The sequence below is a fragment of the Neobacillus bataviensis genome, from assembly GCF_019969725.1.
Genome location: NZ_JAHXYW010000015.1, coordinates 71,440 through 86,237 on the forward strand (window position 1 = coordinate 71,440; position 14,798 = coordinate 86,237).

General features: G+C 37.2%; 16 protein-coding genes. 9 read left to right on the top strand and 7 right to left on the bottom strand.

What is annotated here, in order from left to right; genetic code table 11:
• Positions 1-15: 15 nt before the first annotated feature.
• Together LC455_RS26460 and LC455_RS26465 are read right to left on the bottom strand one after the other, a co-directional pair.
• Positions 16-1,572: an ABC transporter permease/substrate-binding protein gene (locus LC455_RS26460; protein ID WP_223595504.1), complete on the bottom strand. Its 1,557-nt coding sequence runs from the start codon at positions 1,570-1,572 to the stop codon at positions 16-18.
• Complete coding sequence (locus LC455_RS26465; RefSeq protein ID WP_223595506.1) at positions 1,572-2,696, bottom strand: ABC transporter ATP-binding protein; 1,125 nt, start codon at positions 2,694-2,696, stop codon at positions 1,572-1,574. Before LC455_RS26465 ends, LC455_RS26460 begins: the two co-directional genes overlap by 1 nt.
• Before the next feature lie 259 nt (positions 2,697-2,955).
• Here LC455_RS26465 and LC455_RS26470 point away from each other — a divergent pair, with 259 nt between their 5' ends.
• Positions 2,956-3,639: a M50 family metallopeptidase gene (locus LC455_RS26470; protein ID WP_223595508.1), complete on the top strand. Its 684-nt coding sequence runs from the start codon at positions 2,956-2,958 to the stop codon at positions 3,637-3,639.
• A 38-nt stretch (positions 3,640-3,677) separates the two neighbouring features.
• On the opposite strand, the gene LC455_RS31585 is transcribed toward LC455_RS26470, so the two are convergent.
• On the bottom strand, positions 3,678-3,803 hold the full coding sequence (locus tag LC455_RS31585) for a hypothetical protein (RefSeq protein ID WP_263297926.1): 126 nt from the start codon (positions 3,801-3,803) through the stop codon (positions 3,678-3,680).
• A gap of 144 nt (positions 3,804-3,947) precedes the next feature.
• On the opposite strand from LC455_RS31585, the gene LC455_RS26475 reads away from it, so the two are divergent.
• Positions 3,948-4,433, top strand: coding sequence for a nitroreductase family protein (locus tag LC455_RS26475; RefSeq protein WP_223595509.1), 486 nt, complete (start codon positions 3,948-3,950; stop codon positions 4,431-4,433).
• A 50-nt stretch (positions 4,434-4,483) separates the two neighbouring features.
• Here the strand turns inward: LC455_RS26475 and LC455_RS26480 are convergent, their stop codons facing one another.
• On the bottom strand, positions 4,484-5,473 hold the full coding sequence (locus LC455_RS26480) for an NAD(P)H-dependent flavin oxidoreductase (protein ID WP_223595511.1): 990 nt from the start codon (positions 5,471-5,473) through the stop codon (positions 4,484-4,486).
• Positions 5,474-5,650: 177 nt separating this feature from the next.
• On the opposite strand from LC455_RS26480, the gene LC455_RS26485 reads away from it, so the two are divergent.
• Entirely contained in the window at positions 5,651-6,901 is a 1,251-nt protein-coding gene (locus tag LC455_RS26485; RefSeq protein ID WP_223595513.1) for a DHH family phosphoesterase, read from the top strand.
• A 32-nt stretch (positions 6,902-6,933) separates the two neighbouring features.
• On the opposite strand, the gene LC455_RS26490 is transcribed toward LC455_RS26485, so the two are convergent.
• Entirely contained in the window at positions 6,934-7,947 is a 1,014-nt protein-coding gene (locus tag LC455_RS26490; RefSeq protein WP_223595515.1) for an LLM class flavin-dependent oxidoreductase, read from the bottom strand.
• A gap of 297 nt (positions 7,948-8,244) precedes the next feature.
• Here LC455_RS26490 and LC455_RS26495 point away from each other — a divergent pair, with 297 nt between their 5' ends.
• The gene (locus LC455_RS26495; RefSeq protein ID WP_223595518.1) at positions 8,245-9,231 is read left to right on the top strand and encodes an acyltransferase family protein; all 987 of its coding nucleotides are present in this window, start codon (positions 8,245-8,247) and stop codon (positions 9,229-9,231) included.
• A 42-nt stretch (positions 9,232-9,273) separates the two neighbouring features.
• On the opposite strand, the gene LC455_RS26500 is transcribed toward LC455_RS26495, so the two are convergent.
• Together LC455_RS26500 and LC455_RS26505 are read right to left on the bottom strand one after the other, a co-directional pair.
• Entirely contained in the window at positions 9,274-9,795 is a 522-nt protein-coding gene (locus LC455_RS26500; RefSeq protein WP_223595519.1) for a MerR family transcriptional regulator, read from the bottom strand.
• A 62-nt stretch (positions 9,796-9,857) separates the two neighbouring features.
• Positions 9,858-10,736 carry a MerR family transcriptional regulator gene (locus LC455_RS26505; protein WP_223595520.1) on the bottom strand — a complete coding sequence of 293 codons (879 nt, stop codon included), beginning with the start codon at positions 10,734-10,736 and terminating at the stop codon, positions 9,858-9,860.
• Between the two features lie 461 nt (positions 10,737-11,197).
• Between LC455_RS26505 and queC the strand changes: the two genes are divergently transcribed.
• The 5 genes from queC (at position 11,198) to LC455_RS26530 (ending at position 14,760) form a co-directional block, all read left to right on the top strand.
• Positions 11,198-11,857 carry a 7-cyano-7-deazaguanine synthase QueC gene (queC, locus tag LC455_RS26510; protein ID WP_223595521.1) on the top strand — a complete coding sequence of 220 codons (660 nt, stop codon included), beginning with the start codon at positions 11,198-11,200 and terminating at the stop codon, positions 11,855-11,857.
• 5 nt (positions 11,858-11,862) lie between these two features.
• Positions 11,863-12,345, top strand: a complete 483-nt coding sequence (gene queD / locus LC455_RS26515) for a 6-carboxytetrahydropterin synthase QueD (protein WP_223595522.1) — start codon at positions 11,863-11,865, stop codon at positions 12,343-12,345.
• On the top strand, positions 12,338-13,066 hold the full coding sequence (gene queE / locus LC455_RS26520) for a 7-carboxy-7-deazaguanine synthase QueE (RefSeq protein ID WP_223595523.1): 729 nt from the start codon (positions 12,338-12,340) through the stop codon (positions 13,064-13,066). Before queD ends, queE begins: the two co-directional genes overlap by 8 nt.
• A 58-nt stretch (positions 13,067-13,124) precedes the next feature.
• Positions 13,125-13,850: a polysaccharide deacetylase family protein gene (locus tag LC455_RS26525; protein WP_223595524.1), complete on the top strand. Its 726-nt coding sequence runs from the start codon at positions 13,125-13,127 to the stop codon at positions 13,848-13,850.
• An 85-nt stretch (positions 13,851-13,935) separates the two neighbouring features.
• Complete coding sequence (locus LC455_RS26530) at positions 13,936-14,760, top strand: DUF2935 domain-containing protein (protein WP_223595526.1); 825 nt, start codon at positions 13,936-13,938, stop codon at positions 14,758-14,760.
• Positions 14,761-14,798: the final 38 nt, after the last annotated feature.

A 14,798-nucleotide genomic window follows, 5' to 3' on the forward strand; every position in this document is an offset into this window, starting at 1 on the left:
TGGCTTATTTTCGGTTTATTGAATTAATCCTTCTTTTTTCAAAAACTCTTTTGCTACCTTTGCTGGAGACTGTTTCAGACTATCAACCTTATAGTTAAGCTGACGCATTTTGTCATCAGTTAATTTACCCGCAAGCGAATTGAGGGCTTTTTTCAATTCAGGATGTTCCTTTAATGTTTCTTGCTTAACTATTGGCACCGCATAGTAAGGCGGGAAGAAATTTTTATCATCCTTTAGAACTTTTAAATGAAAGGCCTCAAGTAAACCGTCAGTGGAAAACGCATCAATAACATCACTTTTATGATTATCTAGGGCTGTATAGCGCAGACCCCCGTCAACAGCTTTCACATCTTTAAAATTCATATTATATTTTTGAGAAAGTCCAATCAAACCATCATCACGATTTGGAAATTCAAGTGTAGGACCTAATATTAAGCCATTGCTGACTTTCGCTAAATCAGAAATCGTATTTAACCCATACTGTTTAGCGGTGTCTTGGCGAACAGCCAATGCGTAAGTGTTATTAAATCCGAGCGGTTTTAATTGTTCAATCCCATATTTTTTAATAAATTCTTTTTGGACAATATTATAGACCTGCTCAGGATCATTTTTGGGCGGCTGCTTTAAAATATTAACCAACCCAGTTCCGGTATATTCGACGTATACATCGATGTCCCCTTTATTCAGGGCGCTAAAGGCTACCTGAGAGCCCCCTAAATTAAGCTTTCTTTCTACTTTAAGATCCGTCTTGTCTTCAATCAAATCAGCCAGCATATTTCCTAAAATTAATTGTTCACTAAAATTTTTCGAGCCAATCACAATTTTATCCTCAGTATTGGCCTTTGCATAAATTGAAAAGGCTCCGGCAGTAACAAGCAGAACGGAAGCAATACCAATCACCCATCGTTTGGTCTGCTTACCTGAAGACTTTGAGGACCGTTGCTTGCTTGTATACGAAAGTGCCGATTCCATTTTACCCACAAGAAAGTCAATCAGAAGTGCCAGAATACACGCAGGGATGGCTCCTGCTAAAATCATGTTATTATCAACGGTTTGCACCCCTGAAAAAACGAGGTAACCAAGTCCTCCGGCGCCGACGAAAGCAGCGATGGTCATTAATCCAACAGCGGTTACCGCTGAAATTCTGATACCCGCCATAATCATCGGGAAGGCAAGTGGCAATTGCACTTTTCTCATTGTTTGACCTTTGGTCAGACCGATACCTTTGGCGGCTTCCAGAATATCCCTATCAATATTAGTTAAGCCTGTATAAGTGTTTTTTACAATTGGAAGCAGTGAATAAAGAACGACCATGATAATTGCGGGCGTGCTTCCGATACCAATAAAAGGAATCAAGAATCCGAGTAAAGCCAAGCTTGGTACAGCTTGAATAACATTTGTCGTCCCAATAACCGGCTTAGAAAGCTTTGGTTCTCTGGAAATAAGAATTCCAAGCGGAATACCTACCACAATCGCGATTAATACGGAAACAATACTTAAATAAAGATGCTGTCCTAGTAAACTGAAAATCTGCTGATAATTAGACGATATATAATTTAAGAAATTACTCATTAAAACGCCACCTCCAAATCAATCAGCTGGCTGCTTAATGCTGATAAAATGCTGCTTCTTGTGATTAATCCAGTTAATTGTTTAGCACTATTCACCACGGGCAAATAGCCTATTTTATGCTCATTCATGGTTGCTAACACTGAAATTAAATTTGCATCTTGGGAAACAGAAAGAACATTTTGTTCCATAATCATTTCAATTGAGGTATTTCGATTAAGAAGTTGAATGCCTTTTAAAGTCACGAGTCCTTTTAGGACGTTATTTTTGTCGGTAACCATTAAACTGTCTACCTTATTGTCCTTCATGATCTCAATCGCCTGTAAGACGTTTCTCATCGCTGTAATTTTTACAGGATTCTGAATCATAATATCCTCGGCCAATAATAATTCGGGATTATTCCATACACGTCGTTTCCCAATAAATCCCTCAACAAATTCATTAGCAGGATTTTTTAAGATATTTTCAGGTGTATCGTATTGAAGAATATCCCCATCTTTTAAAATACAAATCTTATCTGCTATTTTAATAGCTTCATCCATGTCATGCGTAACAAAAATGATGGTCTTATTCCATTCCTTTTGCATTTGGAATAATTCCTCCTGAAGGGAGCTTCTTGTAACGGGATCTAATGCACTGAAGGGTTCATCCATTAAGATGATATCGGAGTTTGTGGAGAAGGCCCTGGCTACGCCTATCCTTTGCTGCTGGCCGCCGCTTAATTCTTTGGGATAACGATGCAAATATTCCTTAGGATCTAAACCTACCATTTCCAGCAATTCTAATGTCTTTTTTTCAATCGACGCCGGATCTTCACCCTTCAGTTTAGGAATCAATTCCAGGTTTTCTTTAATAGACATGTGAGGAAATAATCCTGTGTTTTGAATAACATATCCAACATTCCTCCGTAATTCAATCGGATTCATCTTAGAGATATCTGTCCCGTTTACAAAAATCTGTCCCGATGTGGGCTGAATAAGCTTATTGATCATTTTAAGCAAAGTCGTTTTACCGCATCCGCTTGGACCAATAAAAACGACCAACTGACCTGCTTCAATGTCTAATGAGAAAGTGTTAATAATGGTCTTTGTTCGATATTTCTTAACAATATCTTTAAACTGTATCAATTTCATTCCCCCTTTTTTGTTGAAACGTTACCGGTAATGTGACAACCTAATGATAACACATAAGTTGTCACTTTGTCGAGTTCAAGAAAAAATTAAGCGCCGGATCAATCTTTCCAAAAGATTAGTCATTAAGTAAATAAGAGTTATTTTGGTTCCTCCTTCAGAGTGAACGAGTTGCCAAATGGAATAGCAGATAAGGTATTAAAAATGTTAAGATAAAGATAATAAAAAATTTTCAAAAAAAGGAGGAGAATGTGTTTTGAGCTTTGTCCGAGATAAATTCAGTACGAAGTTTTTCTTTTTCCTCGTGTTTGCTTTTCTATTGATACATGTACCAATTATTGGGGATTATGTAAAAATAATTAACACCCTAATACATGAATCCGGTCATGCTTTGATTGCGCTATTAGGGGGAAATGTTGAAAGAATATCGTTGTTTATGAATTCCGAGGGGGCAACCTATAGTAATCAATCTACATGGATTGGCAGTTTTTTTACCAGTCTTGCGGGCTATACATTTGCTTCTTTTATGGCTTTCCTTTCATTTTTGCTAATCGGAAAGAAAAAACAAATACTCTTTATTGATATATTGTTAGGTTTTATTTTTCTAAATTTGCTATTTTGGGTACGTAATCCTTACGGGATATTTTGGCTTTGTTCCTTTGCGGTCGCCTTTTTAATTTTACTGATAAAAGGAAGTCCAGGTCTAAGAGATCATATTTTACTTTTGATTGCTTCGATTTTGTTGGTTGATTCCGTTCAAAGTGCTTATGAAATCTTAATTATTAGCTTAATTCAGCCCGGTGCGGCGGGGGATGCTGCAAATCTATCGCAATTGACGCATATTATTCCTGCACCACTTTGGGGGATTTTCTTCTTTATTCAGTCACTGTGGTTTTGTTACTACGGATTGAAGAAAGGTTATTATAAACTGAAAAATTAAAAAAGGAGGACGTGCCTCCTTTACTAATAAAAATACATTTATTTTTGTAAATCTTTTTTCGTTATCTCACTTCGAATACCTGTTTCTTTTGAGAATTCAGTGTCTTGTTTTTTGTTGGCCGGATATTTATTTTTCCTCTCACGATTATCGTTGCGATTTGTCATTTGAAGTCCCTCCCTTCAATACGGTCGATGATTATTTTGTACATGCGGATGTTTTTTACTCAAGTAGATTTGAAAAGCACATTGTTGGTAATAGTTAACATATGATAATACAATGACCGATGGATGAAGGGTGGAGTAATAGAAATGAATATATTAGACGCGATTAATACACGAAGAAATATAAAAAAATTCAGACCAGTTCCAGTTAAGGAAGAGTTGATTCATTCGTGGCTCCAGGCAGCGGCAATGGCGCCTAATCATCGAATGACCGAGCCATGGGAGATTTATATTATTGGAAGTGAAACACGAGCAAAATTGAACCATAAAACGAATTTTGGGAATGCTCCTTTTTTGATGGCAATATTATCCAAACGTGGTGCAACAAAAATTGAGTCTGAAGAAAATGCAATGGCAACTGCCTGTTTTGTCCAAAATTTTAATCTGGCTGCCTGGGCAGAGGAAGTAGGGACATTTTGGTCATCGATAGGAGCGAATGGAAAAAATCGAGAGACACTCGGAATTCCTGATAATTATGACCTCATTGGTGTTCTTGCTGTTGGCTACCCAGAAGAAATACCAGCTCCAAAGCCAAGAACTTCGATTAATAGCAAAATAAAGAAGCTGCCATAAGAATAAATAAAGACAAAGCCAACCCTTCATCTTATGGTTGGCTTTGTCTTTTATGTTAAAAGACTTTTATTTACTGACTCTTTAAACTCCAATGTAAGATTGTCGATGATTTTTTGGACAGGTAAAATTTCTTTAATTTCATCCACTCTTGCGCCAGCAAAAACTAACCCGTTTTCAACATCCCCATTCACTGAGGTAACGAGAGAATCTAGTGTGCAAAAGCGATAAGAACAATTTTTTAAACAATCCTGACATTTAGCAATTTTTAATTTGTCTTGTCCGCTGATTAAGTTAGTAAAATGATTCTTTATCGCCCTCCCTTGTAAGCCAACGGTAGTTTTAACCAGAACCAAATCATCCTTTTGGGCATTAACGTATTTTTGTTTAAAGGCTAATGGGGCATCACATTCTTCGCTGGCCACAAACCGTGTCCCCATTTGCACCCCTGAAGCACCCATAGAAATTGCTTTTACGATATCGCTTCCATTCATAATGCCTCCTGCAGCAATAACTGGAATGGAAACCGATTCAATAACTTCTGGAAGTATGTCAAACATGGGGCGATCAGTTCCAAGATGCCCTCCAGCCTCAAACCCTTCAACCACTACTGCAGAAGCACCCAGCCTTTCAGAAATTCTAGCCAATTTGGCTGAAGAAACAATCGAAATGACCGGAATTCCAGCTTGTTTTCCCCAGGTATACATATCCCTTGAAATTCCTGCGCCAGAGATAATAAAATCGACCTTTTCTTCTAGGGCAGCTTTCATTTTTTCAGCAAAATCATTCATAGCAAACAAAACATTGACCCCTATATACCCTGTGTCTTTGATTAGATTTCTAGCTTTTTTAATGTGAGCACGCATTTCCGCAACTGAAATTCCTGTCCCAGAAATAATTCCAATTCCACCAGCATTTGCGACTGCTGATGCCAGTTTGCTCAAAGAGATACCTACACCCATTCCTCCTTGAAGAATCGGAACCTTTGGCATGATATGACCTATTTTGAGTTGTGGAAAGTTCAATTCATAACCCCATTTCATTTGATTTCTTTTATAACTACTTGTGAATCGTATCATTTTGTTTTTGAACTGTATGTGATGTTTGTTACCTGGTCATAAAGGCAGGTTATATTTCTTTTCTAACAAAACAAAGTATAAGAACAAACTTCCGAAACCAAACTATACGTTATGGATAAATTTTTGAATGGTGGGGAAGAGATGGTAAAACTTTTTACTGACATTGATTTGGATGGACTTGGCTGCGGCTTGATCGCTAAGATTGCTTTTGGGGAAAAGGCAGATGTAGCATATTGCTCCTACCGAAATCTAAATCAAAGGGTGGAAGCATTTATTTCTAATTCAGAGAATAATGCAGAAGAAGTGTATATAACTGATTTAGCCGTCAATAACGATGTTGAGAAAAAACTGGCAGAAAGATTTCGGCAGGGGAAACATATTCAAATGATTGACCACCATGCGACCGCGATGCATTTTAATGAGTATACGTGGGCAAGTGTAAGGGCGGAGTATGAGACAGGTAAAAAGACTTGTGCCACCTCATTGTTTTATGATTTCCTTGTTGAACATGGAAGGTTAGAACGAAATACGGCTTTAGAGGAATTTATCGACTTGGTCCGCCAGTATGATACCTGGGAATGGGATGAAAATGATAATATTAAAGCAAAAAGATTAAATGATTTATTCTATATCAGGAACCGCGAGCAGTTTGAAGAAGAGATGCTAAAAAGGCTGATAGAAAACAAAGATTCATTTGATCTGACTGAAACGGAAAATATGCTTCTTGATATCGAAGAGCAGAAGATAAGCAGATACATTCAGTCCAAGAGCAGACAAATGGTCCAAACCTTTGTTGGCGATTATTGTGTCGGAATTGTCCATGCGGAGCAATATTTATCTGAGTTGGGAAATGCATTAAATAATCTTTATCCGTATTTTGATATGATTGCATTATTGAATGTCGGAGGTAAGAAAATGGGATTTCGAACTATTCACGATGAAGTAAATGTAGCCGAATTTGCCCAAAAATATGGCGGCGGCGGCCATCCGAAAGCCTCTGGAGCGGATTTGACAGCTGAAGCATTTGAAACGTTTATTGTGAAAGTTTTTAATCTTTCTCCTCCTAAACCAGATGCAGATCGAAATGAATTTAATGTGAAAGAAGCCTCCTATGGCAGCAGTTATCAGAACCATAAAGGGGAAATTAGTTTTATTCAGCCGAATGGTAATAGCAGTTATAGAGTATTCCATAATGGAGAGAAACTAAATCAATCATTCTTGTCTTATACAGAGGCTGAACGATTTTTAAAAAGAAACTACGCCTCTTGGCTCCGATATGACAAAGAATATCTTCCATTACTTGCAAAAAATCTCCAGATTTCATTGGAGGAAATAAAAGAAAAATATCCTGAAACTATTAGTAACAGGATTGTGGACATTATAAACATATAAAAAGAGCTTGGGCAGCCAAGCTCTTTTTATGTTCATTTGACTATTTCAGATAAAATTTCATAAGAACGAAGTCGGGCTTGATGATCAAAAATTTGCGAATTAATAATCATTTCATCTGCCTGGGTTTCATCTAAAAAGGCTTGCAGTTTCTCCTTAACAGTTTTCGGTGAGCCGACAATAGAGGTACTCAATCGGCCGGCTAACAGTGACTTTTCATAATCACTGCAAAGCGAATCAATATTTTCGACAGGAGGTTGGAGCTTTCCAGGATTATTTCGGATTAACGCTAGGAATTGCTGCTGCATTGACGTGGAAAGCCAGTTTGCTTCTTCGTCAGAATCTGCGGCAATCACGTTCACTCCCACCATGGCATAAGGCCTCTTAAGTACACCAGAAGGTTTGAAATTGCTGCGATAAAGCGCAAGAGCAGGCTTTGTGTATTCAGGAGAAAAATGACTAGCAAAGGAAAAAGGCAATCCTAGTTGTCCTGCTAATTGAGCACTAAAACCGCTGGAACCCAATAACCAAATTGGGACATCCAATCCTTCTCCAGGAATGGCCTTTACATAATTTTTCCCTGATGGATTAAAGTACGCTCGGAGTTCACCAAGCTGCTCAGGGAAGTCATGGCCATCGCTTCGCCGGTCTCTTCTAAGTGCATGGGCTGTCAGCTGGTCTGTTCCTGGTGCACGGCCTAGTCCAAGGTCAATACGACCTGGAAAGAGAGATTCAAGCGTTCCAAATTGCTCGGCAATGATTAGTGGTGAATGATTAGGAAGCATAATCCCACCTGAACCAACTCGGATGGAAGTAGTGCCAGCTGCAACATGACCAATAACCAAAGATGTCGCAGAACTCGCAATCCCTGGCATATTATGATGCTCTGCAAGCCAATAGCGGTTATAGCCCCATTTTTCAACATGACGGGCAAGGTCTAAAGTGTTCCTTAATGAATCAGCAGGACTTCCTCCTTCAATGATGGGAGAAAGATCAAGGACTGAATATGGGATATCACTAAGACGTTTCATTCTATTTTCTTGATTCATATTGTCAGCTTCTTTCATAAAAAACTTTATTGGGTATTCACAATGAAATTTTATCAGTTCGTTGCTGCCTCTCAAAATGAAATGCCTGCCCCAACTTATTAAGGCTTAATTAAGAATAGAGTGGTAATTTAATCGTGGGTATATTTGATTATTATTTCAAAATTGTAATTCCCATGAAACATTATGTAAATCCGCTAAAATATTTCCGTAATGGTTTTGAGGTATCATGGATGAACAGGGTGATTTGGAAAATTTTTAATATACCTTTTTGAGTGAATTAAACTATGGGGTGATAAAATGGGTTCAATTTCAAAAAGGAGTAAATATTTCGATAATGCCAAATTTATATTAATTTTTCTCGTTGTTTTTGGGCATCTCATCAGTCCTTTAAAGGAACACGATGGGATCCTTTTTACCTTATATTCCGCGATTTTTTTATTCCATATGCCAGCATTTATATTAATCTCCGGATACTTCGCAAAAGGTTATAAAAAACCAGGCTACTTGAAAAAGTCTGTAAAAAAAATATTAATTCCTTATTTTATTTTTCAATCCATTTACTCTGTTTATTATTATCTAAATGGACAGGAAGACAAATTGAATTTTGATTTACTCCATCCGCATTGGACGCTATGGTTTTTAATGAGTTTGTTCTGCTGGAATTTATTGTTATATATCTTTGCAGAACTTAGATGGAAGGGTCTTGTGATTGCTATCGCTATCGGAATTGGGGTAGGTTATGTTGATCATATTGGCAGTTTCTTAAGCTTATCAAGGACATTTGTATTTTTTCCATATTTTTTAATGGGGTACTTACTAAATGGGAAGCAGCTAAAAAGGATTATCAGAGCAAAGTACTCACTTCCATTGGGGATCTTAATCATATCTGTAACCCTTTTATTGGTTGGATTTGGCTTCCCAAAAGATGCAGTTCCATGGCTGTTAGGTGATACATCATATGCAAACATGGGAGGTAAAGAGGTAACAGATGGGCTATTGCGAGGTCTACAATATGGTGTGACATTCATAGTAATGTTTGGGTTTTTAGCTCTCATACCTTCCACTCAGTTTAAATTAACGAAAATCGGAGAAAGAACCTTATATATCTATTTATTTCACGGTTTTATTATTAAATCGTTTCAAACGTTCATTCCGGATGAGCGATTAAATTCCATATCAGGAAATTACCTTTTACTTTTCATCATTTCTTTCTTGATATGTAAAGTTCTTGGAAGTTATTTTATGAAAAAATATACGCAGCCTCTAGTTGAATTAAAAGTCTGATAGCCGAATGTGTTGATCACATTCGGCTAATTTTTTGCCCAATTACAATCCAAGTAATGAACTAACGAAACTTTTCTTTTTTCTTTTGACTTTTCCGTTGTCCAGGACGAGTGGTTTATCTATTTGAGGCTGTCTTTTCATTTCGTTCACTTCTGTTTGAAGTTTTTCTACCAGGTGTGTTAATTCTTTTATTTGTTGCTGAAGTTCTTCAATTTCACGGCGATGCTGTAGAAGCTGGTAGGAAGCAACCGAATCTGCTTTTGCATGAAGACCCATTTCTAGTTTATTAACCTTTTCAAGCAGCTTTTCAAATGTTTCATTCTTCTCCGTAGTGTTAACTATACCTTTTCGAGTTATCTTCTTCTCTTTTACAGGAGCAATTTCTTGAATTAGTGTCCCGCTTTGCAGCTTTTCATGAATTTCTTGTAATACCTCAATGTCCTTGTCGTTAAAATGATAATGCCCTCGTTCATTTCGTTCCATTGGCAGGTCGAGCTGTTTTACCCAGCGTTGAATCGTACTAGTAGACACTCCTAATAATTTAGCGGCCTCGCTTGAATTCATATCGAATCCCTCCAAAGTTAAAATTCTCGTAAACTCCGAACGACGAAATGATTCACAATCAATTAAGCCCAGAATTTCCACCATTTCTTTTCTTTGGTTGCTGCTACATCTCTAAAGCTTGTCAACATTTGTTGAAATGCTAATTCCCTTTGAGTAATTTCTTGACGGTATTGATTTCGTTCTTCGATAAAAAATTCACGGTCAATGGAAATAGCTTCAGCAAGGCTTGAGATTTCGTTATTGGTTACATCAACATAATGAGACAATTCGTCTGTGGTTTCGGAAAGTTGTTTTGAAAGGGTGAAAATTTCTTCAGTTGTTTCCATTGAAACGTTTGCAATATTATTAGAAAGGTATTGCAATGATTCTAGCGTATGTTCAGAAGCTTTTTCAATAGATTCTGAAAGCTGTTGAATATCAGATTGCGTGTTGGCTGATGATTTATAAATCGAATCGGAAATTGATTTGACAGTAGTTAATGTTCCGTTTTTAATTTCTTTTTTTACTTCCTCTAATACCTCTTTACGGACAACACTTCGGATTTCTTCTTTTACTTCATTTAAAAAATTTTGCGTATAGGTATCCATTGCTTCGAAAAAAAGATTAGCATTATTTAATGGATAGTCCTCCGCAACCGCCGGCGTTTTCGGTTCTGAAATGACCTCTACAGAGATGATAGAGGGTTCTAAATCAGTCTCAGCAACATTTTCGGACTCTGGTTTTGGTTGTAGCGATTTGCGAATAAGCTCTTTACTTGCCTTTTTTTCTTGCATACTTTTAATATCGAAAAGCAGGTTTATCTCCCTTTCCCCATAAATTCTTGCCCCTTGTTTTGTCCGGGGAATATCGAGTAACTCATTAAATTCTGTTTCCCACTGACGTAAGGTTCCAGGCGCGATATTTATTTTTTTTGCTGCTTCTTTTAAGGTATAGGTTTTCATTTATAAATCATTCCTCTCTATAAAAATCTAGGAAATAATCATCGTTATGATAGTAATTCACCATTAAGTATCCTATTTTCCTGCTATATGACAAAAGCTATCAAAACAAGACTTAATGTAAGAAATAACAACATATTACTGCAAATTGAGCGCAGTTCTTTTTTGGGAATGAGTAAGTTGTAATAGTTGAGTGTAAACTAAAAGGAACATGTCGAATGAACAACAATTTCTATTGTGATGTTGGCGATAAATTTGATGTAGATTTCGGTAAAATGAAATAGAATTAGCAAAAATTTTATCTTTGAAAATATTTATTTTGTGGTATAGTTAGAAACGGAAATAAATAATTAATCCGCAGGCAGATGCGGTAGAGGTTCTAGCACCCCTCTCAAAAAAAACTAAGAGGAACAGTACTGCTTCTTAGTGGTACTGTTTTTCTATTTTAAGGAGAATGAGTAAAAATGAAAAACAGTAAAGCACTTGTAGTCTTTAGCGGCGGTCAGGATAGTACAACATGTTTATTCTGGGCCTTGGAACAATTTAAAGAAGTGGAAGTCGTCACTTTTAACTATAATCAGCGTCACAGCCTTGAAATTGAATGTGCCAAAAATATTTCAAATGAACTTGGTGTCAGGCACCATATTTTAGACATGGCACTGCTAAATCAGTTAGCGCCAAGTGCATTAACACGGGAGGATATTGAAGTAAAAGATGGCGAAGAGGGCGAATTGCCATCATCCTTCGTACCAGGAAGAAATTTAGTCTTTTTAACGTTTGCAGGAATCTTAGCGAGTCAGATCGGCGCCAAGCATATTGTAACAGGTGTTTGCGAGACAGACTTTAGCGGCTATCCAGATTGCCGTGATATTTTTGTGAAGTCTTTAAACGTTACCCTTAATTTATCGATGGATTCTCAATTTGTCATCCACACACCACTAATGTGGATTAATAAAGCAGAAACCTGGGAATTAGCCGATAAATTAGGAGCTTTAGATTTTGTCAGGGAAAAAACGCTAACTTGTTACAATGGCATTATTGCCGATGGCTGCGGAGAATGTCCTGCCTGTAAGTTACGCCAAAATGGATTAGAAGAATACTTGAAAATTCGAAAGGAGTTTTAACAACTATGTATGGTTTTCGAATTGTTGATAAACTCCAAAAGATTGATGTAGATATCCAAAAAGAGCAGCTAAGGTATCATAATAAGCGTGTCATGGTAAGTAAAGAATTCACCTTCGATGCTGCCCATCACCTGCACAACTATGAAGGAAAATGTAAGAACTTACATGGGCATACCTATAAAGTGATATTTGGGCTCAGCGGTTTTGTCGATGAGCGTGGGTTGATGATGGACTTTGGCGATATTAAAGATATTTGGAAACGTGAAATTGAAGTCTTCCTCGATCATCGGTATTTAAATGAAACTCTTCCGCCGATGAATACGACAGCTGAAAATATGGTTGTTTGGATTTATGAAAAAATGGCTGAAGCACTAAGCAAGGATGAAAGACAGAAACAGTACCACGGTGTAAGAGTGGAATTTGTCCGTTTATTTGAAACTCCGACGAGTTATGCTGAAGCCAGAAGGGAGTGGATGGAAGTTGAGTAAATTGCCTGTAATGGAAATTTTCGGGCCAACCATCCAAGGCGAAGGCATGGTTATCGGTCAAAAAACGATGTTTGTAAGAACGGCGGGCTGTGATTATTCCTGCAGCTGGTGTGATTCATCTTTTACATGGGACGGAACCGGTAAAAATGACATCAATATGATGACAGCTGATGAAATTTGGGAAGAATTAAAAAGGCTTGGAGGAAATGGGTTCTCGTTTGTAACGATCTCTGGAGGTAACCCTGCGCTATTAAAAAATTTAGATACTTTAATAGAACTATTTAAAGAAAATAATATAAAAATTGGCCTGGAAACGCAGGGCAGCAGATGGCAGGATTGGTTTGTGGATATTGATGAATTAACAATTTCTCCAAAGCCTCCTAGTTCAAAAATGGAAACGGACTTCTCCATTCTTGATACAATCCTAAACCGCCTGGAAGGAACCGATCCCTCGAAACATGTGAGCATAAAGGTTGTCATATTTGATGACCAGGATTATGACTATGCCAAAAAAGTATACCAGCGTTATCCGAATGTTCCTTTCTTTTTACAGGTTGGAAATGATGATTTAGCAACAACCGATAATCTGTCATTAGTAAGTCAATTATTGAATAAGTATGAGTGGCTTATTAATAAGGTGATGGATGATGTTGAATTTACAAATGTAAAAGTCCTTCCACAATTGCATACTTATATTTGGGGCAATAAACGAGGGGTTTAGATCGAATTAATGGGGAAAACTATGCGCAAATCGTTTACAGGGTAAAGTGAGGGAATATATGAAAAAGCTGCTATTCTTCTTATGTCTTTTCGTAATTGGACTTCCCGGTGTAGTTTTCGCTCAGCAAAAGGTACCCATCCTTATCTATCACTCGATTGATGAATTTAATGGACACGGTTCAAAAGAGCTATATGTGACACCGGCTAATTTTGAAAAACAAATGATTTATTTGAGAGATCATGGCTATACCATGTTGACCTTCGAACGCTGGCAAGATGTTCAAAAAGTGAAAAAGCCCATTTTTATTACCTTTGATGATGGATATAAAAATAATTTGAAAGCCTTTGAAATTTTTCAAATAGTGAAAACGGATCATTTCAAACCTGCTGGAACTATTTTTGTGATATCAGATTTTATTGGCCGTTCAAATCGTTTATCGCAAACGGACTTAAGGATGATGGCGGATTCTGGCCTGATTTCTATTCAGTCTCATACGGCAACCCATCCGGATTTAACTAAAACGGAGAATTTGACCTATGAACTTAAGGAATCGAAAGAAAAAATACAGAGGATAACGGGTAAACCAGTCATCTCCTTGGCCTATCCCTATGGAAATGCTGATGATCATGTTGTTAACGAAACGAAAAAGTACTATTCCTACGGACTTACTACTACTCCTGGTCCATATACAAAAACCGGGATTAAGAATGAGGTCTATCTTTTGCCTAGAATTTACGTGAAATATTCAACAACACTTGATGATTTTGCACAAATAGTAAAATGACCATAAAGATAGGCGATTACTTTTTATAAGGTAATCGTCTTTTTTTGTGGTTTAGATAATATGCTCATTTTAAGGGGGAATGGGGATGAATTCGGGGATTAGTGTATGGCAAGAGCATTTATTTTGGCTGGAAATTCTCCAGGATCATGCAATTTTTGTTCGGGATCACTTGTCAAAAGAAGCTGAAGAGGCAATTTCCATCGCTGAAAGGTTTAAAGAATCATTCGGTGCCTTACTCAATAGCCTGCAGCAATTGAATCCAGAAATAAGTGTTTCCGCAAGTGAACAAATTGCCTTTGCTAAACAAGCTTATTCTGTTTCATTTGAGTACTATCGATTTGAGGGTCATTTACAAAATCTTAGGATTAAAAATGAAATAAATTTGAACTTATCGCCAACCTATTTAAATGGAACATTGAATGAAAACCAGGAGTACTTACGGATCCTTTCTTATTTTATCAATGGACAGCAACCTGTTCCCTTACGGCTGGATCAACTGCTGGATTTATGGCTGGAGGATCAGCTCGGTCACATCATTTTATTAAGGAATATTGTAGATCCTATTGAATTGGCCGTCGTTAGGCAGACAGATGTGTATGCCCAAAGGTTTCAAATGTTTATTCTCCAAAATCATCATGTAAAGGGATTTCTTAGATTTACGGAACAGGGTTTCCCTCGTCAGAAAGAGCTTGCATTAGAAGTAGGAAGAACCGTTATTGAAATGAATTTGTACGTCAGGTCAATTGTGGAAAAATATAAAGGCAATAGTCTATTAAATAAAACAACATTAAGATTTTTAGAACATCACTTTCCGGAAACGTGCTACTTTATTAAAAAATTAGCAGAATTTGCACCAGAACTTCATTTAGAAAGCACACATTGCTCCTTAAGAAAACCATCTTTTAGCTAAATAGAGAAACTGAGCATCTACGGCTGCTCAGTTCTTAC